The organism is Bacillus sp. AFS029637 (assembly GCF_002584985.1).
Taxonomy (GTDB): domain Bacteria; phylum Bacillota; class Bacilli; order Bacillales; family Bacillaceae_G; genus Bacillus_A.
Genome location: NZ_NUPZ01000037.1, coordinates 193,654 through 217,695 on the forward strand (window position 1 = coordinate 193,654; position 24,042 = coordinate 217,695).

23 protein-coding genes are annotated in these 24,042 nt (G+C 36.2%); 3 read left to right on the forward strand and 20 right to left on the reverse strand.

Features of this window, described 5'->3' with window-relative positions:
* Positions 1-196: 196 nt before the first annotated feature.
* The 3 genes from COE49_RS20205 to COE49_RS20210 all read right to left on the reverse strand — a co-directional run bounded on the left by COE49_RS20205 (position 197) and on the right by COE49_RS20210 (position 2,844).
* Positions 197-985, reverse strand: coding sequence for an SDR family NAD(P)-dependent oxidoreductase (locus COE49_RS20205; protein ID WP_088231100.1), 789 nt, complete (start codon positions 983-985; stop codon positions 197-199).
* A 346-nt stretch (positions 986-1,331) separates the two neighbouring features.
* Complete coding sequence (locus COE49_RS27705; RefSeq protein WP_170933768.1) at positions 1,332-1,499, reverse strand: hypothetical protein; 168 nt, start codon at positions 1,497-1,499, stop codon at positions 1,332-1,334.
* A 55-nt stretch (positions 1,500-1,554) separates the two neighbouring features.
* On the reverse strand, positions 1,555-2,844 hold the full coding sequence (locus COE49_RS20210) for an MFS transporter (protein ID WP_088231099.1): 1,290 nt from the start codon (positions 2,842-2,844) through the stop codon (positions 1,555-1,557).
* A gap of 827 nt (positions 2,845-3,671) precedes the next feature.
* Here COE49_RS20210 and COE49_RS20215 point away from each other — a divergent pair.
* Entirely contained in the window at positions 3,672-4,445 is a 774-nt protein-coding gene (locus tag COE49_RS20215) for an SDR family NAD(P)-dependent oxidoreductase (protein WP_088231098.1), read from the forward strand.
* 106 nt (positions 4,446-4,551) lie between these two features.
* Here COE49_RS20215 and COE49_RS20220 read toward each other — a convergent pair whose 3' ends face one another.
* The 8 genes from COE49_RS20220 to COE49_RS20255 form a co-directional block, all read right to left on the reverse strand.
* Positions 4,552-5,499, reverse strand: coding sequence for an alpha/beta hydrolase (locus COE49_RS20220; protein WP_098357154.1), 948 nt, complete (start codon positions 5,497-5,499; stop codon positions 4,552-4,554).
* A gap of 273 nt (positions 5,500-5,772) precedes the next feature.
* A complete protein-coding gene (locus COE49_RS20225; protein ID WP_098946035.1) occupies positions 5,773-6,768 on the reverse strand; it encodes a TauD/TfdA family dioxygenase in 996 nt (331 codons plus the stop codon).
* A gap of 372 nt (positions 6,769-7,140) precedes the next feature.
* The gene (locus tag COE49_RS20230) at positions 7,141-8,430 is read right to left on the reverse strand and encodes an MFS transporter (RefSeq protein ID WP_255294756.1); all 1,290 of its coding nucleotides are present in this window, start codon (positions 8,428-8,430) and stop codon (positions 7,141-7,143) included.
* A gap of 136 nt (positions 8,431-8,566) precedes the next feature.
* Complete coding sequence (locus COE49_RS20235) at positions 8,567-9,622, reverse strand: TauD/TfdA family dioxygenase (RefSeq protein WP_088231094.1); 1,056 nt, start codon at positions 9,620-9,622, stop codon at positions 8,567-8,569.
* 33 nt (positions 9,623-9,655) lie between these two features.
* The gene (locus COE49_RS20240) at positions 9,656-11,170 is read right to left on the reverse strand and encodes a long-chain-fatty-acid--CoA ligase (RefSeq protein ID WP_098252647.1); all 1,515 of its coding nucleotides are present in this window, start codon (positions 11,168-11,170) and stop codon (positions 9,656-9,658) included.
* Positions 11,171-11,435: 265 nt separating this feature from the next.
* A complete protein-coding gene (gene nfsA / locus COE49_RS20245; RefSeq protein WP_088231289.1) occupies positions 11,436-12,170 on the reverse strand; it encodes an oxygen-insensitive NADPH nitroreductase in 735 nt (244 codons plus the stop codon).
* A 212-nt stretch (positions 12,171-12,382) separates the two neighbouring features.
* Entirely contained in the window at positions 12,383-12,700 is a 318-nt protein-coding gene (locus tag COE49_RS20250) for a magnetosome magnetite crystal formation protein family (RefSeq protein WP_088231092.1), read from the reverse strand.
* 154 nt (positions 12,701-12,854) lie between these two features.
* A complete protein-coding gene (locus tag COE49_RS20255; RefSeq protein WP_088231091.1) occupies positions 12,855-13,433 on the reverse strand; it encodes a YdcF family protein in 579 nt (192 codons plus the stop codon).
* A gap of 160 nt (positions 13,434-13,593) precedes the next feature.
* Here COE49_RS20255 and COE49_RS20260 point away from each other — a divergent pair, with 160 nt between their 5' ends.
* Positions 13,594-14,271 carry a DUF421 domain-containing protein gene (locus COE49_RS20260; RefSeq protein WP_088231090.1) on the forward strand — a complete coding sequence of 226 codons (678 nt, stop codon included), beginning with the start codon at positions 13,594-13,596 and terminating at the stop codon, positions 14,269-14,271.
* Between the two features lie 21 nt (positions 14,272-14,292).
* Here COE49_RS20260 and COE49_RS20265 read toward each other — a convergent pair whose 3' ends face one another.
* Positions 14,293-15,648, reverse strand: a complete 1,356-nt coding sequence (locus tag COE49_RS20265) for an MATE family efflux transporter (RefSeq protein ID WP_088231510.1) — start codon at positions 15,646-15,648, stop codon at positions 14,293-14,295.
* Positions 15,649-15,771: 123 nt separating this feature from the next.
* Positions 15,772-16,611 (reverse strand): MerR family transcriptional regulator, encoded by an 840-nt coding sequence (locus COE49_RS20270; RefSeq protein WP_088231511.1) that lies wholly within the window; start codon positions 16,609-16,611, stop codon positions 15,772-15,774.
* 268 nt (positions 16,612-16,879) lie between these two features.
* Here COE49_RS20270 and COE49_RS20275 point away from each other — a divergent pair, with 268 nt between their 5' ends.
* Positions 16,880-18,043, forward strand: coding sequence for a cation:proton antiporter (locus COE49_RS20275; protein ID WP_000393907.1), 1,164 nt, complete (start codon positions 16,880-16,882; stop codon positions 18,041-18,043).
* 66 nt (positions 18,044-18,109) lie between these two features.
* Here the strand turns inward: COE49_RS20275 and COE49_RS20280 are convergent, their stop codons facing one another.
* From COE49_RS20280 to COE49_RS20310, 7 genes are all read right to left on the reverse strand, one after another.
* Positions 18,110-18,388, reverse strand: a complete 279-nt coding sequence (locus COE49_RS20280) for a DUF3986 family protein (RefSeq protein ID WP_098841492.1) — start codon at positions 18,386-18,388, stop codon at positions 18,110-18,112.
* Between the two features lie 78 nt (positions 18,389-18,466).
* Positions 18,467-19,816 (reverse strand): aspartate aminotransferase family protein, encoded by a 1,350-nt coding sequence (locus COE49_RS20285; protein ID WP_141555299.1) that lies wholly within the window; start codon positions 19,814-19,816, stop codon positions 18,467-18,469.
* 190 nt (positions 19,817-20,006) lie between these two features.
* Positions 20,007-21,557 carry a solute symporter family protein gene (locus COE49_RS20290; RefSeq protein ID WP_212590128.1) on the reverse strand — a complete coding sequence of 517 codons (1,551 nt, stop codon included), beginning with the start codon at positions 21,555-21,557 and terminating at the stop codon, positions 20,007-20,009.
* Positions 21,558-21,559: 2 nt separating this feature from the next.
* Positions 21,560-21,901 (reverse strand): DUF485 domain-containing protein, encoded by a 342-nt coding sequence (locus tag COE49_RS20295; protein WP_098841494.1) that lies wholly within the window; start codon positions 21,899-21,901, stop codon positions 21,560-21,562.
* Between the two features lie 395 nt (positions 21,902-22,296).
* Positions 22,297-22,926 (reverse strand): sterol desaturase family protein, encoded by a 630-nt coding sequence (locus COE49_RS20300; RefSeq protein ID WP_088231517.1) that lies wholly within the window; start codon positions 22,924-22,926, stop codon positions 22,297-22,299.
* Between the two features lie 90 nt (positions 22,927-23,016).
* The gene (locus COE49_RS20305) at positions 23,017-23,310 is read right to left on the reverse strand and encodes a cytoplasmic protein (RefSeq protein ID WP_088231518.1); all 294 of its coding nucleotides are present in this window, start codon (positions 23,308-23,310) and stop codon (positions 23,017-23,019) included.
* Between the two features lie 19 nt (positions 23,311-23,329).
* A complete protein-coding gene (locus COE49_RS20310; protein WP_088231519.1) occupies positions 23,330-23,962 on the reverse strand; it encodes a LysE family transporter in 633 nt (210 codons plus the stop codon).
* Between the last annotated feature and the right edge of the window lie 80 nt (positions 23,963-24,042).

Genomic DNA, 24,042 nt, shown 5'->3' on the forward strand with positions numbered 1-24,042 from the left:
TTCTATTTTTTAAAATCAGCATGCTGATAACGCTTACATTAATCGGTTGATTAACTACTGCGAATCTATCATTTTCAGTGTGTTCATAATTAAAAATTAAGTGAAGTGATTATTTTTAACTTATAATTAACTTCTACTAATTCACACCCTCAATTTGATATATTCACGAATTAAGTTTAATTATTTTTTTTGGGACCTACTTAGCACCAAGTCCCCCATCAAGAGTCAATATTTGTCCTGTACAATAATCAGAAGCTGCTGAAGCAAAATAAAGGACTGCTCCTACTAAATCTTTGTCTCTACCTAATCTCCTTACTGGAACTTGGGAGGCAATAATAGGACCGGCCTTATGCACAAGTGTTCCAGGTATTTCTGGGTTATTCATTCCAGTAGTGAAAACTCCAGGAGCAATAGAATTCACATGTACACCATGGCGGCCCCACTTAACTGCAAGATCCTTCGTTAAAGTCATAACTGCACCCTTACTTGTTGTATATCCTACAGAATCTACTGCTTCTGGGTCAGTACCTTTAAAGCCGATTGAAGAAGAAATATTAATGATTTTTCCGTATTCGTTGTCTATCATATGTCTTCCTACAGCCTGACACATTAAAAATGTTCCTGTCACATTTGTATCGAGCATAGCTTGCCATTCTGTTAAAGGCATGTCCGTAGCAGGCGTTTCAAAAACCGTGCCGCTACTGTTGACTAAAATTTCGATTTTCCCAAAATGAGAAACCGCTATCTCCACACCTTGAGCGATAGATTCAGGAACTGTTATATCCAATGATAAGGCAAGTGCTTGTCCTCCTAACGCCTCGATTTCTTTCACAACTTCTTCGCAAACTTCTATACGACGTGAGCAAACTATCACATTTGCACCGGCCTCAGCTAACGCCAGTGCCATTACACGCCCTAACCCGCTACCACCTCCGGTAACCATTGCTGTCTGTCCTGTTAAATCAAACAATTGTGTAGATGACATTCTAGACCCCCTTTAAAATTTTTAATATTCGAAATTTTTAAAACTTACTATATTATGGATTATACTCATAAGTTATAATTAAATAAAATTAAAGATTTTAATGTGCAAATAAATATTATTAATATTCAAAAAGGAGTACAGTATCAATATTGAACAACGACCATAAATATGGAAGTTTTTTCTAATTCACCTTTGGAAGTTTGCCATTACATGTTCTCCTGATTTCGTAATAAAAAATTATCACCCTGTCATAAAAGGTGATATCATTCCAATTGATTTGGTGATTCATAAGTACTTAAATATTTCTTTTAGGTTGGTTCGATCAGAAGATAACTTGCTTTTTTTGCTACCTGCGAAGCTCCAAATTCTGTCTTACAACCTCTTTTACTTCATCTTCTACTTCAATATAATCATCCGAGTAAGTCTCGGACATCTTCTCTTGACAATTCCAACACTCGCTGCGATTCCGTTCCATAATGGCTAATACTTCATGACAATGTACACAACGATCCATTTAGCAACCTCCTTTTCATATTTACTCCTTTCTTTCCCCGATCCATCATTAATTTTTAAATACTTACTTGCTCCTCTGCTTTTATTGTTGTATGACTTTGATTCGCGGGACGTACAACAATCAAAAACAGTAATCCAATAACGAACATACACAAAGCAGTTACTTGAAATCCATAACGATATCCTATTTCCTCAGTCGCTGCATACTGGATGAAATACCCGAATACGAGCGGAGCAATAATACTTGTTGAGCTTGCAAGAGCAACGTAAACCCCTTGTGCTTTTCCAATGTTTTTTGGAGAAAAAAAATCCATCAATATTGCAGGTGCAAGTGAAAGAATGACATACGCAAAACCTGGAGCAAGGGTGAAAAACAAAATGGATATAGCACTTGAATTCACGGCATTTGCTATATATACACAAAGAGCAGATAGCACCATGGTGGAACCGGCAACATTTATTCGTGCTTTACGAATATCCCCAGTTTTGCGATAAATCCGGTCTGATAGGATAGAAAAGCCAATTTGACTAATGGCAGCGAAAAGAAAAGGTAACGACACAGCTACTTTTAATGTTTGATTATCAAAATGTTGAACTTTGGTAAAGTATGCCGGAAACCATATAGCTTGAACGGACAATAGCCAATAGGCACAACCTCCACACAAAATAATAAAAACAAAATTTTTAGATAAAAGATGCGGAAGAAACTGACGCCAAGAAACCTTGGAGAGGGTTGATGAATGCTGCTCCTCTTGATGAAATGAAGGCAACCCGATTTCTTGTGGACTGTCTTTACCGAAAATGATCCATAAAACTAATACAATCAGTCCAACAATCCCCATGACTAGAAAAGCAGATCTCCATCCATATTGATTGATCAAGGAGATTAATAATGGTGTAGCAATTGCAGGCCCAATTGTGGCTCCACAAAGAACAGCACCAAAGCCTATACCATGTCTATGTTTTGGGAACCATTTTCCAACTATAGCCGTTGATAGAGCAGGGGCTGCACCTTCGCCTGCTCCTAAGATCATTCTTGTAAAGACTAGCAGAGATAGACTAGAAACAAAAGGTGTAATAAATTGAACAATCAACCATACCAGCGACATCCAAGTTAACATTTTTTTCGTGTTTTTGGAATCGGCCATGCCCCCAAGAATGATAGAGGAAAAAGTGAAGAACCAAAAGAAAGAACTTCCCACCAACCCCCATTGCGAAGGACTTAAATGTAACTCTTTCATTACTGGGATGGAAACCAAACCAATGATAATTTTATCAACTTGGTTGATCATACCTGAAGCAATTAGGAATAATAATATAATCCAAGAATATTTTGGGGTGTTCAATATAACAATCTCCCCTTACCTTAAGTTTTCTACAATACCACCGCGACCTTCTTTACCTGCCTTCTCATCTATAAACATCGCTAAATCACGTGCAACTTCTCGGCCGTTTGGCATCGTGAGCCATGATCTTAATAAATGACGTTTACGTTCTTGTTCTTCATAATGTGTATAAAATTACTGCAAGCCTCCCTAAACGTGAAAGCGTTATCATATTTTTGTAGATTGTTTCCTAATAAAAGATCAACTTCAACTCCATCTCCCTTCTCAAATTCTTTGTCAAATAAATTATAGCTTCTTAAGTGCTGTCCTCCTTCTCCGCCTATGCAAGAGTGCTTTAAATAACAACCGATACAACCGCATGGATTGTTATTTAGATTATATTCATAATTTTCAGATAAATAAAATTAAAAGTTTTAATATGTAAGTAAATATCGCTAATATTCAAAAGGAATACAGTTATATGCAGTAAACAATTACAATATATTGTTGAAATCACAAAACACAACTCTCCACCTATCTTCTTCGCTTCTCTCATCCTTGAGATAGACACAAATAGCGGGATAAACGAGAATAGGGGTATGCTCCTCCCCTTGAAGAGCCTATTCAATCGCACAAGACCGATACATTTTACAGAGTAAGGTATCGGTCCTATTTTCATTAATTACAAAATAACTTTTTATATTAGTAATACTTACTTACAAATTAAAATCTTTAATTTTATTTAATTATAATTTATGTGTAAAATTAATAATAGAAATGATTCAATATTCAGGGGATTATTCCAAAGTTTGATCTTTTACGGTTAAATCAAAACAGGGGGTTAAAATATGGACTTAAAGTTATCCGGAAAAAAAGCACTTATTGTTGGAGGAAGCCGCGGAATTGGTAAAGCTACTGCCCGTCAATTGGCTCTGGAAGGTGTAGATTGTACGATTTGTTCAAGAAACGAGTCCTCACTAAAAATTACGGCAGAGGAATTAGCCCAAGAAACAAAAAGAAATATCTATCCGATTGTGGCAGATACCACTGATCCTGACTCCATTCTAAATTTAGTTGAAAAATCAGCAGCGGCAATGGGAGGCATCGATATTTTAGTCAACAGTGGCGCACGTGTTGGGGGCTTTGAGCCAGAAGATTTTAATAGTATTAAAGATGAACTTATTTTGAAAGATTTTGAAGAAAAGTATATGGGCTATTTTCGTTGTATCCGAGCTGTAGCTCCCTATATGATTGAAAATAATTGGGGACGCATTATAAGTATAAGTGGTCTGGCTGCTAGAATTGGCGGTAATTATTTTAGTTCTGGTCCACGTAATGCATCTGTTGTCCATTTAACAAAATCTGCATCATTGGAGTTAGGAAAGCATGGAATTAACGTCAATGCTGTTTATCCAGGGATTGTCGATACTGAAATGTTTAGAAATCGAGTCACTAACGAAGAAGCTGTGCGTCAGATGGCCTCACTCAATGCAATCGGCCGCCTGATTACAGTAGAAGAAATTGCTAATGTCATTACCTTCTTGGCTTCACCTTTGGCAGCATCTATTACTGGTGATGTCATTTCGGTAACCGGTGGAATTGGAGATACCGTTTTTTACTAAAAAGCTAGGTTAGATATTGTAATTGTATCTTAGATTACCAATAATAGTGTATTTAAAAACGAGCCTCGCTAAAATCTGGGGCTCGTTTTTTATAACTTTTTCGATTTCAATCTATCCCTATTGTATATTTAGCAGTATTCAGGAACTTATCAATCTTAGAAATCGTTGATTCAATGTTCTTAGAAAAAATAGCCATGTTTGCAAAAAAGCCGTGGATCATACCAGGTTCACATGAATATTCAACTTGCACACCAAATTTTTTCAGACGTTCCGCATAAGCCATTCCTTCATCCCGAAGTACATCGTTTTCTGCGGTGATTACAATTGCGGGCGGGAGACCACTTAAATCTTCAGCAACCAAAGGAGAAGCGTATTCATTATTCTTGTCCTCATCATTCCTTAAATAATGATCACGGAACCAAACCAGCTGTTCACGATCTAGCCCAAATCCTTTTGCAAATGTTTGGTGGGATTCCGTATTAAACTCAAGATTGGTCACAGGATAAATTAAAACTTGTGCAGTGATGTTAGGGCCTTTTCTGTCTCTCGCCATCATAGTAACTACTGTTGCTAGATTTCCACCCACGCTATCCCCCCCTACTGCCAATCTAGTAACATCTCCGTTAAAAGAGGAACCATTTTCATAAAACCATTCCAATGCCGCATATGCGTCTTCAACTGGAGTAGGGAACTTATACTCTGGAGCGAGACGATAGTTAACAGATACGACAATACTAGCCGTTCTATTTGCGATCATTCGGCAACTTGCATCCACCACGTCAATGTCTCCTAGAACCCATCCTCCACCATGGTAATAAATAAATATTGGGAAGGGACCTTGCCCCTCCGGTATGTATACCCTACATTTGATTTCTTCCTCTTGACTTACCGGTATCATTAAATTTTCTACCTTTGAAACCAGATCTAATTTTACAGCAGGGCGTGGTGCGTTGGAAAGCATATCTCTTACTGCTTTAGGATCCATCGTATGAATAGGTGGCATCTGATTACATGCTTGTAAAAACTTTTCTGCTTGCGGATCTAAATTTACCAAGAAACATCATCCTCACTTCAATTTATTTTCAAACTAACCCGAATATTTCCTAAATCTTTCTTCCTGTCCTGAAACCTTCACATTCACTTCATCATTGAAAAACATACAATGGTGATTTTATTCACCTTATTTCGATGAATAAAATCACCATACAACTTAATATAAGAAAAAATGACGATTTTACTTCTCACTAGCTGTTTATTCCGCATTAACTGGCAGTAATGAGCTTTCCATCAGCAGGGGATGAAGCCCCTACTGATAAGAAGCTTCACTTTATCTATTTACAGGTACTCCTCCGATATAAAACTCGAAATCTGGGGCAATTTTTCTACCATTTGGCATCATAAGCCACAATCTTAATAAATGACGTTTGCGGTCATCTTCTTCATAATCTTCAAATACTGTGCGTGAATGCATAACTGTATAATTATTAACAAATTGCATATCACCTGGTTCCATCATCATATCAATATGCATGTTCTTATCATGAGTAAGGGAATCTAGTAAATCAAATGCTTCGATTTCTAATTTCGTCAAAGAAACATCTGTTTTCGTTTGTGCAGATTCGATATAATTTCGTATCCATCTGCAGCTTAATTTACCATTGTAATAACTAAAGATTGGTGATGAAACTACTGGAGATGAACCTTGTACTTCTTCCCCGCGAAGATCATGGAAGAATGGGCGATAAAGAATTCCAAGATATTCTGGATAATTCTCAAGAATTTCATTATAAATAGCCATAGAACTTGCGATACTACTTAGACCACCAGATTTTGCTTTGCGAAGGCATAGTAAGCCAACTACATCAGCGAGGTCTGTGTGATAAGGAAGGTGTACATTCGTTTGGTAACCACGTACACTAGTATTTTTAAAGTCGAGACCTACGTCTTTGATATGCCCTAAAAGGTCACCTTTTTTACTTTGAATGATTGGAATACCTAGGTAAAGTCCGAGCCCCCAGTAAATGATACTTGCTTCTTCATCAGTATAACGTTCCATTGGCAATCCACGAATCAATAGGAATCCTCTACCATTTTCCAGCTCGTCAACAAAGTAAGTGATCTCGTCAGCAAGATCCGGAATCTGAAAATCTTCTTTTCCAAACTCAGGTGCTTTTAATCCCTTACGCTGAACATGTAATACAGCCTTCTCAAGTGCAGCAATCATTTTTTCGGACAAATAATAAATCCATGAATCATCTTTAGCTAGTTCAATACCCTTCCACACTGAACGCCCTTGAATTTCCCTCTTTAAAATGATCGACATAAATAATCCTCCTTTATTAATTTGGTTATTTTCCCACTTAAGATGACTGAATTTTTTTATCATTAACAATGCAGAAAAGAGAAGTTCCTTAATCGCTCCTTGCCCCTGACCTCTCGCTATCTCCCGAAACATCGATAACACTTACATCAGAAAATAGATTGAATATTCAGTTTTTATGTCACGAGTAAGTTGCATGAATATATACCGGCATCCAATCACACAAACACCCCTTTCAAAAAACTAAGTAATAGATTCATTGGCTACATTATCCATCAACATAGTTATGGTCCCCTTACCTCAATTTGATATATTCACTAACTACGGCGATTCTTCTTTGAAGTTATTACTGTGCCCTTACTTGCTGTATATCTTTTAAATACTCACTTGCTCCTCTGCTTTTATTTTTATGCTGTCTTGCTTTGCGGGACGTACAACGATCCAAAACAATAATCCGATTATGAACATCCCAAAAGCAGTTACTTGAAATCCATAACGATATCCCATTGCCTCAGTCGCTGCATATTGGATGAAATACCCGAATACGAGTGGAGCAATAATACTTGTTGAGCTTGCAAGAGCAATGAACGTCCCTTGGGCTTTTCCGATGTTCTTAGGAGAAAAAAAATCCATAAATATTGCGGGCGCGAGTGAAAGAATGACATACGCAAAACCTGGAGCAAGGGTGAAGAACAGGATGGATACAGCAGAAGAATTCACAACATTTGCTAGATATACACAAAGAGCAGATAGCACCATCATGGAACCGGCAAGATTTATTCGCGCTTTACGAATATCCCCAGTTTTGCGATAAATCCGGTCTGATAGCAAGGAAAATCCGATTTGGCTAATGGCGGCGAAAAGAAAAGGTAATGACACGGCTAACTTTAATGTTTGACCATTAAAATGTTGAACTTTAGTAAAATACGCTGGAAACCATATTGCTTGAACGGACAATAACCAATAAGCACAACCTCCACATAAAACAGTAAACACAAAATTTTTAGATAAAAGATGCGGAAGAAACTGACGCCAAGAAACCTTAGAAAGGGTTGATGAATGCTGCTCCTCTTGATGAAATGAAGGCAATCCAATTTCTTGTGGACTTTCTTTGCCGAAAATGGCCCATAAAACTAGCACAACAAATCCAACAATCCCCATAGCTATAAAAGCAGATCTCCATCCATATTGATCGATTAAAGAGATTAATAATGGTGAAGCAATAGCTGCTCCGCCTGTTGTTCCTAACAGAACGGCCCCAAAACCTATACCATGTCTGTGTTTCGGAAACCATTTCCCCATTATTGCCGTTGATAGGGCAGGTGCTGGACCCTCGCCTGCTCCCAAGATCATTCTTGTAAAGACTAATAGAGACAGAGTGGAAACAAAAGGTGTAAGAAATTGAACAATCAACCATGTAAGTGACATCCAAGTTAACATTTTTTTCGTATTTTTGGAATCGGCCATACCACCAAGAATGATAGAAGAAAAAGTAAAGAACCAAAAGAAAGAACTTCCTACCAATCCCCATTGTGAAGGGCTTAAATGTAATTCTTTCATAAGGGGAACGGAAACCAAACCAATAACAATTTTATCAACTTGATTGATCATACCTGAAGCAACTAGAAATAATAATATAATCCAAGAATACTTTGGAGTGCTCAACGTATAAATCCCCCCTATTTTTACCATCAAGGGAAAACCTTTTCCTACCATCTGAAAAGGCGTTCCCCATTACATGAATCAATTGGTGTTGTAATAAATTGGTTTATAAAGGTCAGTCTTTCGGATTTAAACTCAATTACTTTAAGTTTTCTACAATACCACCAGATGTTTTTCCACGGACTGGAATACCACCGCGACCGGCTTTACCTGTTTTCTCATCAATAAACATCGCGAAATCATTTGCAATTTCTCGGCCATTTGGCATCGTGAGCCATAATCTTAATAAATGGCGTTTTCGTTCCTGTTCTTCATAGTCTTCATATTGAGTACGTGAGTGAAGAACTGTATAATTATTAACGAATTGCATATCACCTTCTTCCAGCATCATATTATAATGCATATTTTCATCATGAAGGATGGAATCCAGTATGTCTAAAGCTTCAATTTCAACTTTTGACAAATGGATACCCGTTTTCGCTTGTGCTGATTCAATAAATGTACGGACATATCTGCAGCTCAATTTACCATCATAGTAACTAAAAATCGGTGATGTAAATACTGGTGATTCACCTGGTGACTCCTCCCCACGTCGATCAAAGTTGAATGGACGACAGAGAATTCCCAGATACTCTGGGTACTTCTCAAGAATTTCATTATAAACAGCCATTGAACTTATGATACTACTGAAACCCCCGGATTTCCCTTTTCGAAGACTTAATAATCCGACGACATCAGATCCATCCGCGTGAAAAGGCAGATGCAATTTCGTTTGGTAACCGCGTACATTTGAATTTTCTAAACTCAGACCTTGATCAATGACGTGCCCTAAGAGATCACCGTTTGCGTTTTGCGATACCGGAATGCCCATGTGAAGTCCGAGCCCCCAATAAATAGTGCTCACTTCTTCATCCGTATACCTTTCCATTGGCAATCCACGAATTAATAGAAACCCCCTCCCATTCTCTAACTCTTCCACAAAGTATGCAATTTCGTCAGAGAGATCCGGAATCAGGAAGTCTTCCTTGTTAAAATTAGGTGCTTTTAAACCCTTTTGTTTAACAAGAAATAAAGCGCTTTCAAGAGATGCTATTGTTTTCTCAGATAAATAATAAACCCATGAATCATCTTTAGCTAAATCAATACCTTTCCACGCTACTGGTCCTTGAACCTTTTCCTTTAAAATGAGCGACATACATATTCCTCCTTCAATAATATGGTTAGTTTCTTACTTAACTTCAATCAATTGTCTTAACTCTCTGCGCAAAATTTTCCCTGTTGAGTTCTTAGGTAACCCTTTAGAAAATTCCACTTGGCTAGGAAGCTTGTACTTAACCAGCTTATCCTGACAAAATCGGATAATGTCATTCACGGTGATTCGTTCATCATTGACTACGACATAAGCTTTTACTTTTTCTTCGTATTCTCCATCTGAAACTCCGATTACGGCCGCCTCTATAACAGCAGGATGTTGATACAGAACTTCCTCCACTTCACGAGGATATACATTGTATCCACCAACAATAATCATGTCCTTCTTGCGATCCACGATGTAGATGTATCCTTCTTCATCCATTGTCGCTAGATCATCAGTGTAAAACCATCCATCTATTAAGACCGCTGATGTAGCTTCCGGCATCCTCAAGTATCCATTCATTACGTTTGGCCCTTGAACTACTAATTCTCCGACTTCTCCTCTAGGCAATTCTTTTCCGTCCTCATTGACAATTTTGCTCTTGAGGCCTGGTATATTTAGGCCGATAGAGCCTGGTTTGCGGGTTCCCTTTAAAGGATTAATAGCGACAAGAGGAGCAGTTTCTGAAAGACCATACCCTTCCAAGATAAAAACATTATATTTTTTTTCAAATTTTTGTAGCAGCTCGACCGGAATCGAGGCACCTCCTGAGATACACAAGCGAACGGATAAGAAATCTTCCTCCTTGGATTCAGGCAATTGCAAGATAAAATTATACATCGTAGGAACTCCAGCAAACACTGTTGCCTTTTTTTCTCGAATGGTATTGATTACATCAAGAGGGCTGAATTTAGGTAGGATCAGGACAGTTGCCCCGCAAGCAATTGGTGCATTCAGACAAATAGTCATACAAAAAACATGAAACATTGGTAGAACAGCTACTACACAATCTTTACCATGAAGCTCAATTAATTCTGAAATCGCATCTGCATTCGAAGCCAAATTCCGATGTGATAACATCGCACCCTTTGGTTTCCCTGTTGTTCCTGATGTGTATAAAATGACTGCAAGGTCTTCCTGATCAATGAAAGGGCTTAGCCAAACATTATTGTTTGTTTCCATCAGATGCTCCCATGTACATTCCTGATCCTCGGCATCTGTATAAATAACTAGCATTAGATTTTTCAATTGTTCCTTTACTTCTGATAATTTCGGTTCTACAGATACATGAGCAATAACCGCTTTAACTTGGCTATCATCTAAAATGTAGTTCATCTCCTCTTTCGTATACAAAGGATTCATCGGAACAACAAATGCACCTAATCGTAAAATGCCGTAATACGTAATGAGAAATTCAGGACTATTTCCTAATAAAAGAGCCACCCCATCTCCCTTCCCAATTCCTCGGGCAGACAAACCAGCAGCCAATTGATCTACCTGCTGATTTAGTTCTCTATAAGTAACACTTTTATCTCTATAGATATAAGCGATACTGTCTGGGAATTTACTTGCACTTCTTTTCAGATTTCCGTCTAAATTATAACTCATTAAATGATTCCCCCCTTTATTCATATGGAAGTGGTTGAACAATAATTTTTAAGAATATTCAAAATATTGTTACGTTAAGTATACTTATAAATAATAATTAAATAAAATTAAAGATTTTAATTTGTAAGTAAGTATTACTAATATTCAAAAAGGGATGTAGCCATTATATTGGAAGCCCTTCAGAATATGTGGGAAGAATTAAGAGGAAAATAACATTTATCCTCTTAAAAAAGGACAAACCCATCTCTCAGGTTTGTCCTTTTACTTATTTCTTATTTAACCCTTTCTCACTTAAAAACTCTTTCATATGCATTCTCTTCTCTTTAGCCATAAACGAACTCATTGATTCCGTCCATGTTACGTTTTTCTTGTTTGATGATCTTTCTTTGTAATACGCGCTCATCGTTTCATCGTATTCGTTTAATAATTCATCGTATTTCTTTTCATCATACCCATTTTCATGAAGGATTGCTGCTACTGGTAAACGTGGTTTCACTCCATGTTCTTCATTTGGTACACCAACTGTCATTCCGAATACAGGATATACTTTATCCGGCAAATGCAGCAATTCGCTCACTTCCCTCGGGTTATTACGAATTCCACCAATATAACAAATGCCGTATCCTAACGATTCTGCTGCTAGTGCTAAGTTTTGTGCAAAAAGTGAAGTATCTACCGTCGCAACGATAAAGTCTTCTACTCCTTCATGTTTTATCTCTGTACCATGTTTAGCACATGCCATTTCAAGACGTTTTAAATCTGCACAACAAACAAAGAATGCTGCACAGTCTTTCACGTGACGATTTCCAGATAACTCTGCTAGTTTAGCCTTTAAGTCTTGGTCTGTCACATATAAAACAGAATAGGCCTGTACAAAATGCGAGGAAGCGGCATGCTGCGCAGCTTGCACCATTCTTTCTACTACATCTTTCGGAATTGATTCTTCTTTATATTTACGAACTGAAACGTGTTGCTCCATTTTATGTATGATTTCATTCATGAAAAACACTCCTTTTTTCTCTTCATAATGAAAAATTAACATATCTTTTTTCATATTCACAACTTATAAGCACAAAAAGAGCAATTCTTTTTGAATTGCTCTTTTTTAAAACGTTTATTAGTGCGGTAAATGAAATTATATCGACGATTCGAAACGGGATATCGACTTACCGACAAATAACGACAAACTCAAAGCAAATTATTCTTTTCTTATTACGCCGCTTTCAAAACTTTAATACCTTTGACGATATTCCAAATGAAGTAGTAAATTCCTACAAGAATGAATACTGCATATGTGATCATCATTCCAATTCCCGCACCAGCAGATTGATCGAAGCCTAAACCGTATACGCCTGATACTGCTAATCCACCAAATAAGATTGCATATGGGAAAATATGTGACCAAAATGCTTTTTTCGCGTGATATTTCACTTCATCCTCCGCAACGAAGTACACGATAATTGGCAGTAAAAATGGTGCGAAAAATATACTAAAGTAACATAGTGAAGATAATATATTATTTCCTTTCATCCGATTCACCTCTAAATAGTTTTTGTTATCTTCATTATGTCAGGAATCTACTTCAGAAACTATCGCTTTACCTTTCATTAAGATGACAGTTTTGTAAGATTTTCCTCATTAAAAGGAATCCCGCCTGAAATGTCAGGCGGGATTCCTTTTTTAACTATATTCGATTCATAAACCAATATTGAGTAATTGCTAAATACTCTCGAACGTTCGATTGGATAATAATTGGCTTTGGTGTTTTCGCTGGAAGACCTTCTAATGTCAATCCTTGTTTTTCTGCAATCTTTTTCGCTCGGAACATATGAAAATCGTTCGTTACGATCATACCCTTTTTCATATTGGCTGGAATTAATGTTTTTGAAAATGTAATATTCTCATCTGTACTCGTTGATTTATCCTCCATTATAATACGGTCTTCTGCAATATTTTGTTTCATTAATCCTTGTTTCATCGCTAATGCTTCTGAAATATCTTCACCTTTTCCTTGTCCGCCAGATACGATAGCGATTGTTTTCTCATGTGATTTTAAATATTCAGCTGCCTTATCGATACGATATTGCAATGAATAAGACGGTTTCGTTCCATTTACTTTCGATCCGAGTACAATTATATAATCAGCATCGTAGGTCGCATTCATATGCCCATGCTTATAAATGTTATATTGTAAAAACCCCGCATACACGGCGCAAATCATTATAACAACTAAAATGTACTTAATTATTTTCTTCTTTCTCATATTCATATACTCCTATTTTCTTTACTTTCTTCATGATAATATCCATTTATTTGTTTGTATACAGACAAATTCCAATTAACCCTAATTTATCCTCCTAAAGGTAATATTTCTATTACTTTCGGGAATAGTAAGTACAACTTCGCACGAAGGAGTGTCCCTATTGCTTCTCTTTTTATGTAACGTATCATTCTTTTTTATTTTATTTTTACTATCGCTTAAGCTACTCGGTAAATCCGCATTAGCACAACTAACTCCTCATGATTTTGGGGCTATTATCTTTTTATCTTATTTAGCTTTTCAAGCCATACCAGTCTCTGGTACTTTGCAAGCCTTTCTCGGTATGGTTGTTATTACATGTTTACATTTGCTTCTTACAAAATTAAGCTTACTCAATAAACTAAATCGTTTCATTCTCGGACACCCCATTATTTTAATTAAACATGGTGATATTATTTTTGAGAATTTACAAAAAAGTAGATATCCGATCGCTGAATTACTTTCTAACCTTCGCGTTGCGGGATATCCAAGTGTTCATGAAATTGAATATGCAATTTTAGAAGCGAATGGAGCGATTAGTATTTTACCAAAGAGAGAGCTTGTACCATTAACTCCGAAAGATTTAAATATTGATGTTACATATGCTGGGTTACCAATCGCCCTTATCGTTGATTCACAAATTCAATACGATAACTTAAAGTTAATTCATAAAGACGAAAAGTGGTTATATAAAGAATTAAAAGAAAAAGGAATTACAACTATTAAAAACGTTGCTTTTGCATCTGTTCAAGAAACCGATGGGTCATTCGCTATTAGTTTAAAAAATAAGAAATCCCCTTAATTACTTAAGGGGATTTCTTCATCATATTGCTTCTTTCTCTCCTGCCATGTTTAATGGAACAGGATGTTTCATACGATTCATCGTAAATACGATAATCGCTGTCATTACTTCTGCAACTGGCATAACAAGCCAAATTCCATTTATACCAAATAATTTCGGCATAATCCATAACAACGGAATAATAAATAGTAACCCGCGGCTCATTATAATAAGTACCGATTTTTTCGTTTGTCGCACGGATTGGAAGTACTCTCCATACACAATGTTATAACCTAAAAATACGTATTGGATAAAGAACAAGCTAATACCTGTTAATGTTAACTCCAATAATTCTGGAGATTGGACATCAAATAAACCAATGATATATTTCCCGAAGAATAATCCGACAATTATCGCAACACCCCCGAGTACAACTGCAATTTTTACAGCAAACTGCAATCCTTCACGCAATCTTTCTGATAAATTTGCACCGTAATGAAAGCTAGCAATTGGTTGCAATGCAGCACCTACACCGAAGAATAATAGTAATGTCATTGCATGAATGCTATTCACCATCGCAAAAGAAGCTACACCTAGTTCTCCTGCATATTGAACGAAGGTGATATTAAAACCAATCGTTACGATTGCCACTGTACTTTCTGCTGTAAAACTTGGAAAACCAATTACCATAATTTGTTTCACTGTATCCCATTCAAAATGGAATTTCACCCATTTTAATACACTACTTTTCCTAAAGAAATGAGTTAATAATACAAGGAAACCGATTGCTGCCGATAGAATAGTTGCTGACGCAGCTCCTGTTACGCCCCATCCAAAGATAAAAATAAAAACATAGTCAAAAATAATGTTCAATACAGCCGTTACGACAAGACCTGCCATTGCTAAATTAGGATTTCCATCGTTACGTATAAATGTACTTAAAATATTTTCTAACACGTAAATCATTCCAAATGTCAATATCACGTGTAAATAGTCTAACGCATATGGTAAAATCACTTCATTTGCACCGAATAAGTATGCTAAATCTTCTATTCTCCATAAGCAAATTGCCGCTAAAATACTTACAATAATAACTGCTACCGTCATGGATTGCGTAAAAATAGACCTTGCTCTTTCTCGTTTATTTTCACCTAATGCAATGGAATATAGCGTTGCCCCGCCCATTCCAATCCATAATGAAATAGAGAAGAAAATTGAAAACGCTGGAACAGCTACATTTACTCCAGCTAAACCGTTTGCTCCAACGCCTCTACTAATCATGATCGCATCAATCATGACATTTACTGACATTAATACCATACCGAGAACTGCTGGTATTAAATATGAAATAAATAAACTTTTAATTGGTTTTTCTCTTAATTTTTCTGTTGCTTCCATTCTAATATGCTCCTTTTTTCAACTCTCTTTTTTTAGTTTAAACCTTCAAGTAACTTTAAGGTCAATAGAGAATTAAAAAATAGGTAATATTGTGTTTGATGTCCATTTGTAACTATACGAGTCCTACTGCTTTGTTTTTTTCATTATAGGAATTTGAATTTCTGTTACTTGCTCCTCTGGATTTTCTGTTACAGACCAATCAATTAATGCAATCTCAATCGAATCTCCGCCTACTTCATATCCTTCTTGGTCAATGTATTTCATTAACTTTTTATATGTTTCATCAGTTTCTTCATATGGCCCATGGTGATATACACAGGCAAATATGCCCTCTTTAATTTCATCTGAGCTATGTACTTGAAAAGGCATGTAATCCAAAAGAATAAAAACACTGCTATATGCTTGAAACTCATTTTGCATTAATCCTTTTTTTGCAACTGTTACACCAATATCTCCAGAAAATAAGCTATCATCCATTTGCCTCATATTTTTTTGCAACGAATGGATATAGTACTCAAACATATCATCTGTCGTATTCGGGGCAACCGCAATTGCTGTAATTTTTCGCTTGGGGATCTTTTTAATTACCATTCGTTCAGCTTTTGCTTTTGTTGCTTCCTTAATTAAATGAATTCTATGCTCCATTTTCGCCAAAGCATACTCAATTTCTCTTTGTTTTTTCAACATCAGTTCTTGTTGTTTTTCCAATAAATTGAGTGCGTATACTGGATTTCTTTCATCAATATATTTCTTAATTTCCTTTAATGGAATATTTAATTGGCGCAAAAACTTAATCGTATCTAATAATGAAAATTGATCGATTGTGTAATAGCGATAATTCGTTTGCGGATCTACGGTAGACGGATGAAAAATTCCTTTTTCATCATAATAGCGTAAAGTCGATTCCGCTATATTATGCATTTTCGCCATTTCTCCAATTGTAAAGCGTTTATTTAATAACATATACCCTACTCCAATTCGTTAAAAATGTAGCCTTATTTCTTCTTATTATATAGTGATTACCTCCATACCTAAATCGAATCCTATTATGAAAATCTGCTATTTTTTCATTGATTTTTAATAAATTTTATTATATATTAATTACAGGTTCAAATTACGAGTTCAAAAGAACTTGTAATAAGACCCTTTGTTTAATGGGTTTTACATATTTTCATTAGGCAAATTCCGAGAAATCGTATGATAAAAATAAAAATGATGAGGAGAGGATCCGATGGAATTCGAATTTTTCTTTCAAATTGCACTTATTTTATTAAGTACAAAGCTTGCTGGTGATCTTAGTGTTAGATTAGGTCAACCTTCTGTACTAGGTAAATTAATTGTCGGTATCGTTATCGGTCCAGCTGTATTAGGTTGGATTGAAAATTCAGAGCTTCTAACACAATTAAGTAATGTCGGTGTTATTCTTTTAATGTTTATGGCAGGACTTGAAACAGACTTAGAAGAATTAAACGCAAATCGTAATTCTTCTTTAGCTGTTGCACTTGGAGGTATCGTTCTTCCGTTCGTAGGTGGCTACGTTTCTGGTCTTGTTATGGGAATGGAACAAGGAAATGCTGTCTTCTTAGGATTACTTCTATGTGCGACAAGTGTTAGTATTTCTGTTCAAACACTTCGCGATTTAGGGAAGATGAAAACACGTGAAAGTACTACTATGCTGGGCGCAGCTGTATTTGATGACATTCTTGTCGTTATTTTATTAGCATTTGCAATGAGCTTCTTAGGTACAGACGATGTTAACTTAACAATGGTTATCTTGAAGAAAGTTGTATTCTTCGCTTCTATTATTTTAATCGGATGGAAAGGTGTTCCTGCGATTATGCGCTGGTTATCACCACTACGCGTATCTGAGTCTATCGTGAGCGCGGCTCTTATCATCTGTTTCTCATTCGCATATTTCGGCGAACTATTAGGAATTGCTGGTATTATCGGTGCTTTCGCAGCTGGTATCGCTATTTCTCAAACGAACTACAAACATGAAGTAGAAAAGAAAGTTGAACCAATCGCTTACGCTATGTTCGTTCCAGTATTCTTCGTAAGTATCGGTATGAATATTACATTTGATGGTATTGGCAACCAAATTTGGTTCATCCTAGCATTAACAGTAATCGCTGTACTAACGAAACTAATCGGTTGTGGATTCGGTGCACGAATGACTGGATTTGACGCTAAGTCTTCTGCAATTATCGGTGCCGGAATGGTTTCTCGTGGTGAAGTTGCACTTATCATCGCAGGAACAGGACTCTCTTCAGGTCTACTAGCACAAGATTACTTTACAGCTATCGTTATTGTCGTTATTTTAACAACGATGATTACACCACCAATGTTAAAATACACTTTTGGTGCAAAAGATAAAGCAATGAAAGCAAGTAAATAAGTTTACTATAATAAATAAAAGGAGATTACTATCTTATAAGATAGTAATCTCCTTTTTGTTTTACCTTTAAACAATCTCGTTCTTTTTTAACCAGTTTTCAAAAGTAGTTCGCGCTTCTTCATCATCGATATCATCACGAAATGAATATACTTTAATTCCATAATCATCTATATATTCACCTAACTTCATTTTCTTCACTTTTTTGTAAAAATCGTCTACCTCATAATGTGGAATATAAGCATCCCAAATTGGTTCATTCATTCTTTTGTATGCCGTCACTTCTAAATCATGTCCATCTTCATAATAACCAATGTGATAATGTTTGTTAGGATCATACTTCTCCATTAAACTCTCTTCCCCTACTTGAATTATGACAGAAAAAAGCGAGCTTTCTATAGTAGCTCGCTTTTTTCTGTTTAGTAATTAAATACGTTCCATCGCCGTCTTCAACGTTCCAACAACGAAAGCAATCTCTTCACTTGAAATAATAAGCGGCGGTGCTAATGTTAATACGTTATTATACCCCGCTGTTGTCATACCGTTCCGCCCTATAATTAAACCTTTTTCTTTACAAGCATTTACAACACTTGCAATTTTGTCGTTATCAATTGGCTCTTTCGTCTCTTTATCATTTACTAGTTCGATTCCAACTAACAGACCTTTTCCTCTAATATTTCCAACTAACGGATGTTCCCCGATTTCTTCTTTTAATTGATCTAATAAAAGAGAACCCATTTGTGCAGAGCGCTCAATTAAATTTTCATTTTCCATAATTTCTAAGTTTTTAAGAGCTAATGCACAAGCTGCAGGATTTCCACCAAATGTATTAATATGACGGAAGAATTCATATTCTCCCTTCCCTTTAAATGCTTCATATATTTCTTTTTTCACAGCTGTCGCTGATAAAGGTAAATATGCGCTCGTAATCCCTTTTGCCATCGTAATAATATCAGGCTTAACGTCATAATTCATAAATCCAAATGCTTTTCCTGTACGTCCAAAACCGCAAATCACCTCATCGCTAATGAGTAATGCACCGTGTTTTTGACATGTTTCATGAACAGCTTTCATATAGTCTTGTGGCGGCATTAAAATGCCCCCTCCTGTAATAATTGGTTCCATAATAAAAGCTGCAATCGTTTCACTTAATTCCCATGTCATAACACGATCTACTTCTTTCACACACTCTACGTCATAAATATTTTGTGATTCGATTTCTGACATACGATAACAATCTGGCGGCGTTACATGTAAAAATCCTGAAGCGAATGGCTCATATTGATATCTACGCTGCGCTTGTCCAGTTGCTGCCATCGTTGCCATTGTATTTCCGTGATACCCACGGTAACGTGACATAAATTTATAACGATGCGGTTCACCTTTTTGAGCATAGTATTGTCTTGCTATTTTAAAAGCTGTTTCGTTCGCTTCCGAACCACTATTAGAGAAGAAAATAACATACTCTCCACCAAGCCACTCATTTAACTTTTCAGCAAGCTTTATAGCTGGCTCATGTGATTGTGACATTGGAAAGTATGATAAAGTTTGTAATTGCTTATATGCCGCCTCTGCGAGCTCTTTTCTTCCGTATCCACTATTCACACACCAAAGACCACTCATACCATCTAAATATCTTTTTCCTTGTATATCCTCAACCCAGCACCCTTCTGCTTTTGCCCCTACCATTGTATTATTTGGACTAAAAGGACGCATTCCGTGCCAAACATATTGCTCATCTTTTGCTAATAATTCATCAGTTTGTTTCGTTTTCATCATTTCTTCCACCTTCCATAACAACTTATTTTTCACAAAAGCTGCACTGGTGCCATGATGATTTAAATTTCTCCCTGCTATTTTCATTCCACAAAATTAAGACAAAATCCTACTTACAATACAGTAATATTTACAAGAAAATCCCAAAAGAAAAAGGGGCTTTTCTTTTGTATCGAAAAGCCCCTCCTTTTTAATGTGAAGATGCATCGCTAATACCATGACCAGTATTAGATTTTACAAGAATTTCATCAAATTTCGCTGCGTCCTCTTTCTTGCTAGATAAAACAGTTCCTAAATAGGCTGCAAGAAAACCGAGCGGAATCGAAATAATTCCAGGTGTCGTATATGGGAATATCGCTTCTCCAACAAATATAGCTTTTCCAGCTACAGGGTTCCATACATTTGGACTTAACGCTACGAGAACTATTGCTGATACAAGACCTACGATCATACCAGAGATCGCACCGGTCGTATTAAAGCGCTTCCAATATATTGTAAACAATATAACTGGTAAGTTTGCACTCGCTGCAACTGCAAATGCTAGTGAAACTAAAAATGCTACGTTCAATGTTTGAGCAAATAACGCTAGTATAATAGATAATACCGCTACTCCAATAGATGCATAACGAGCCATTGATACTTGCTCTTTTTCAGTTGACTTTCCCCTGCGAATAATCTCATTATAAAAGTCATGTGCAAAAGCTGATGCCGCTGTTAATACAAGTCCTGCTACTACAGCTAAAATCGTTGCAAAGGCAATTGCTGATACGAAAGCAAATAAGAAATCTCCACCTAACGCTTTAGCTAATAAAGGCGCTGCCATATTACCAGCTGGATTTGCTTTAATAATTGCCTCATTCCCTACAAACGCCGCCGCACCAAATCCTAAGAAAATCGTCATAATATAAAATGCGCCAATTAGCCATGTCGCATATACAACAGATTGACGTGCCGTTTTTGCATCACGTACTGTAAAAAAGCGGACAAGGATATGTGGTAATCCTGCTGTACCGAGAACTAGTCCTAAATTTAAAGAAAGCGTATCAAGGCCATCTTTATACTTTACACCTGGATTTAAAAACGACTCTTTTAACGGAGTAGCTGTTTTCATTTGAGCGAACATTTCAGTCACACTAAAATTAAATTTTGAGAAAACGATAACAGAAATAATAAATGTTCCAGCCATAAGTAGTACAGCCTTAACAATTTGCACCCAACTCGTAGCTGTCATGCCACCAAAAATAACATACACAGTCATAAGTGTACCAACGATTAATACAGATGTTGTATATTCGATTCCTAATAATAATTTAATAAGTGCACCCGCACCAACTAATTGTGCAATCATATAAAAAATAGAAATTGTCATCGTATTTAGCGCTGCAATACCGCGTACCTTTTTCGCATCAAAACGTGCTGCAATCATGTCCGCTAATGTGTACTTCCCTAAATTTCTAAGCGGTTCTGCAACGAGATATAGAACAACTAAATAAGCCACTAAAAAGCCGATGCTATAAAAAAATCCGTCAAATCCAGTTAACGCTATTGCTCCAGCAATACCGAGAAATGAAGCAGCAGACATGTAATCTCCGGCAATAGCCAGGCCATTTTGCCAACCCGTTAATCCCCCTCCAGCTGTATAAAACTCACTCGCATTTTTCGTTTTTTTCGATGCAAAATAGGTTATAACGAGCGTACCGAGGACGATAATTAAAAATAGTGCAAAAGCAGTCGTATTCAAATTCAACCCCTCCCCTTTTGCATGTCTTGTAGAATGTTTCGCGAGATTTCATCAAATGATTCTGCTTTTTTGCTATAAATCATACATAATGCCCATGTCATTATAAATTGAGCAAAAGCAAATACCCATGCCCATGTAACATCACCAAATGCTGATGTATTGAGCACCTTTGAATACGATGTTAATATTGGAAGTGCAATAAAAAAACTAAAAAAGAAAATACTCATCGGAACGATAAACTTCTTTTTCGTATTTAATAGCAATTGAAATTCTTCTGACTGAACAACCTCTGTATAATTCACCTCATTTTTCAACTTACGTGCTGACGTATCATCTCGTTTCATTCTCTAATCCCCTCTCTGTACTTGAAGTACAAATCCCCCTTACATACCAAAAGACTAAATTTTATAAATATTCAGAAACTTATTTTTATTTTAGACAATCCACACATCTGTGCAAAGATTTTTCGATAGACATTTTTCGGCATTTTCTCCTAAGTTTTTAATATATTTTTTCAACATAAAGTGAAACTTTAATCAGTAGGATGTTGTCCATCTCCCACTGATTATTCCCCTTCACCAATCAAGCTTTTACGGGCTGTTATCTCCTGCCTAAATCCCTCGCAATCACCAACTTTTGAGGTGGAGTCTACCCAGCAAATAGCGGGATAAAATTTCCGTACTTTAATCCATACCACTCAAACTTTTATCTCGTTAAAACAAAATAAAAAAAGTAGTGCTTATTGCACCACTTCCGTCTTTTTCTCCTTTTCTAAATTACGGGCTGTTTCACTTAATTCCACGTCTTTTCCATCTTTAAGCGTTCCAAATATAAAATCGAACACTGGATTTGAAACACCGAACCAAAACTTTTCATTTTTATAATGGTGTAGTATGTGCTGTTTTTTTAGCCATCTTCCAAACTTAGTGAAAGGACGAATCGGTCTATGTGCAATATAATGTTTCCATTCGTAAACGAGGAGCATGATAATCATTCCGATTCCAAATGAAAGTGTAACAGTAACACTTTTCGCAATACCGTAGGATATAAGTAAATATATAGTAAAGCTAGGTATACTAAACCATACAGGCAAAAATAAAAGTTTTAAATCATCTGGATATACGTGATGATCATAATGTAATCTTCTTAACATTTTTAATAAAAATGCATTTTTAGGCGGCTTTAAATGGAATAAAAAACGATGTGTCATATATTCATTAAACGTATAAAAAATAATTCCAAACAGGCACGCTAACATACCGGTCCATGTAAAAAATTGCATTTTTAAAATAATGATGAAAACAAATAGAATACTATACATAATAACGATATCATGTTGCAAAAAGAACTCTTTCCCCACTCTCTTCATCTTTCTTCCCCCTTTTCCCCAAAAAACAGCCGCAACATATCGTTACGACTATTTCTTTTCTACTCTTATTCTATTCTTATTCTATTCACTTTACAAATTTGCCTGCTGCTCTATTGTCGAGAAAAAATTGTTCGGCCCAAATATATTTTGCTTTGGAATAATATGTTCCACTGCAAATACTGTTACTTCGCCCCTTTGTACTTCTCCAATAATGAGCCCAAATAATTCATGATTTACCGCAAACGTCGGTTGCTTCGTTTGCAGCAATCTTGCTGCATTCTGAAAGACTGCCTCATATAATGGATTCCTATCAGTAATTTCTTTTCGGATTTTTGGTGCTAACGTAATAATAATTTCTTTTCCGTCAATAGTGGTTCGATACATAAAAATCTCCCCTTCAATCTTATGTGAACAACTGTAAAGCCTTGTATGCAAAATGGATAGAATATCCTACTAAAATAATACCTGCTCCGGCTGTTATATAGCCAAGTGCTTTTTGCTTTAATAAAGCCCTTCCAAAATGGACAGAAAAAGCAATATTTAAGTTCCACAAAATAATACCAACAATAATACAAAGACTGTACAAAAAAGCTTCTTGTTTCGTTACCTTTGTAAGTAACGAGCTAAGTGTACTTCCGTATATACCAAACCAAAAAACAAGATTTAATGGGTTGGATATCGCAATTAAAAAACCTGCCATAAAAGATTGTGTAAGGCCACCCACCTCTTCTTTGTTATATTCCATATTCGAGTGGAAAATTCCTTGTTTTACACTTTGAAATCCTAAATAAAATAACAAGAAAAAACCAATGCAATACATAAACGCTTGTACATATGTATACATAAACACAGAAGATAAACCGAAGTAAATGAGAAGCATGAACAAAATATCTGCAGTCATTCCACCAATTCCAACGACCCACGCATGCCAAAACCCTCTTTCAATTCCTCTTTTTAACATTTCAATATTAATCGGACCTACCGGCGCAGCTAATGAAATACCTAACACAATTTGCTGTATAATTGCTCCAAACATCGCTCTATCCTTTCTACTTCTTTTACTATTAAGTAATGATGTGATTTTAAAAAACAGACTAGCTTTCATAAGAAATATTC

Excerpts from the sequence above, each read along its gene's own strand:
- COE49_RS20205 (WP_088231100.1), bottom strand. The coding sequence starts at position 985 with ATGTCATCTACACAATTGTTTGATTTAACAGGACAGACAGCAATGGTT.
- COE49_RS27705 (WP_170933768.1), bottom strand. The coding sequence starts at position 1,499 with ATGGATCGTTGTGTACATTGTCATGAAGTATTAGCCATTATGGAACGG.
- COE49_RS20215 (WP_088231098.1), top strand. The coding sequence starts at position 3,672 with ATGGACTTAAAGTTATCCGGAAAAAAAGCACTTATTGTTGGAGGAAGC.
- COE49_RS20225 (WP_098946035.1), bottom strand. The coding sequence starts at position 6,768 with ATGTCGATCATTTTAAAGAGGGAAATTCAAGGGCGTTCAGTGTGGAAG.
- COE49_RS20235 (WP_088231094.1), bottom strand. The coding sequence starts at position 9,622 with ATGTCGCTCATTTTAAAGGAAAAGGTTCAAGGACCAGTAGCGTGGAAA.
- COE49_RS20240 (WP_098252647.1), bottom strand. The coding sequence starts at position 11,170 with ATGAGTTATAATTTAGACGGAAATCTGAAAAGAAGTGCAAGTAAATTC.
- nfsA (WP_088231289.1), bottom strand. The coding sequence starts at position 12,170 with ATGAATGAAATCATACATAAAATGGAGCAACACGTTTCAGTTCGTAAA.
- COE49_RS20250 (WP_088231092.1), bottom strand. The coding sequence starts at position 12,700 with ATGAAAGGAAATAATATATTATCTTCACTATGTTACTTTAGTATATTT.
- COE49_RS20255 (WP_088231091.1), bottom strand. The coding sequence starts at position 13,433 with ATGAGAAAGAAGAAAATAATTAAGTACATTTTAGTTGTTATAATGATT.
- COE49_RS20265 (WP_088231510.1), bottom strand. The coding sequence starts at position 15,648 with ATGGAAGCAACAGAAAAATTAAGAGAAAAACCAATTAAAAGTTTATTT.
- COE49_RS20270 (WP_088231511.1), bottom strand. The coding sequence starts at position 16,611 with ATGTTATTAAATAAACGCTTTACAATTGGAGAAATGGCGAAAATGCAT.
- COE49_RS20275 (WP_000393907.1), top strand. The coding sequence starts at position 16,880 with ATGGAATTCGAATTTTTCTTTCAAATTGCACTTATTTTATTAAGTACA.
- COE49_RS20280 (WP_098841492.1), bottom strand. The coding sequence starts at position 18,388 with ATGGAGAAGTATGATCCTAACAAACATTATCACATTGGTTATTATGAA.
- COE49_RS20285 (WP_141555299.1), bottom strand. The coding sequence starts at position 19,816 with ATGAAAACGAAACAAACTGATGAATTATTAGCAAAAGATGAGCAATAT.
- COE49_RS20295 (WP_098841494.1), bottom strand. The coding sequence starts at position 21,901 with ATGAAACGAGATGATACGTCAGCACGTAAGTTGAAAAATGAGGTGAAT.
- COE49_RS20300 (WP_088231517.1), bottom strand. The coding sequence starts at position 22,926 with ATGAAGAGAGTGGGGAAAGAGTTCTTTTTGCAACATGATATCGTTATT.
- COE49_RS20305 (WP_088231518.1), bottom strand. The coding sequence starts at position 23,310 with ATGTATCGAACCACTATTGACGGAAAAGAAATTATTATTACGTTAGCA.
- COE49_RS20310 (WP_088231519.1), bottom strand. The coding sequence starts at position 23,962 with ATGTTTGGAGCAATTATACAGCAAATTGTGTTAGGTATTTCATTAGCT.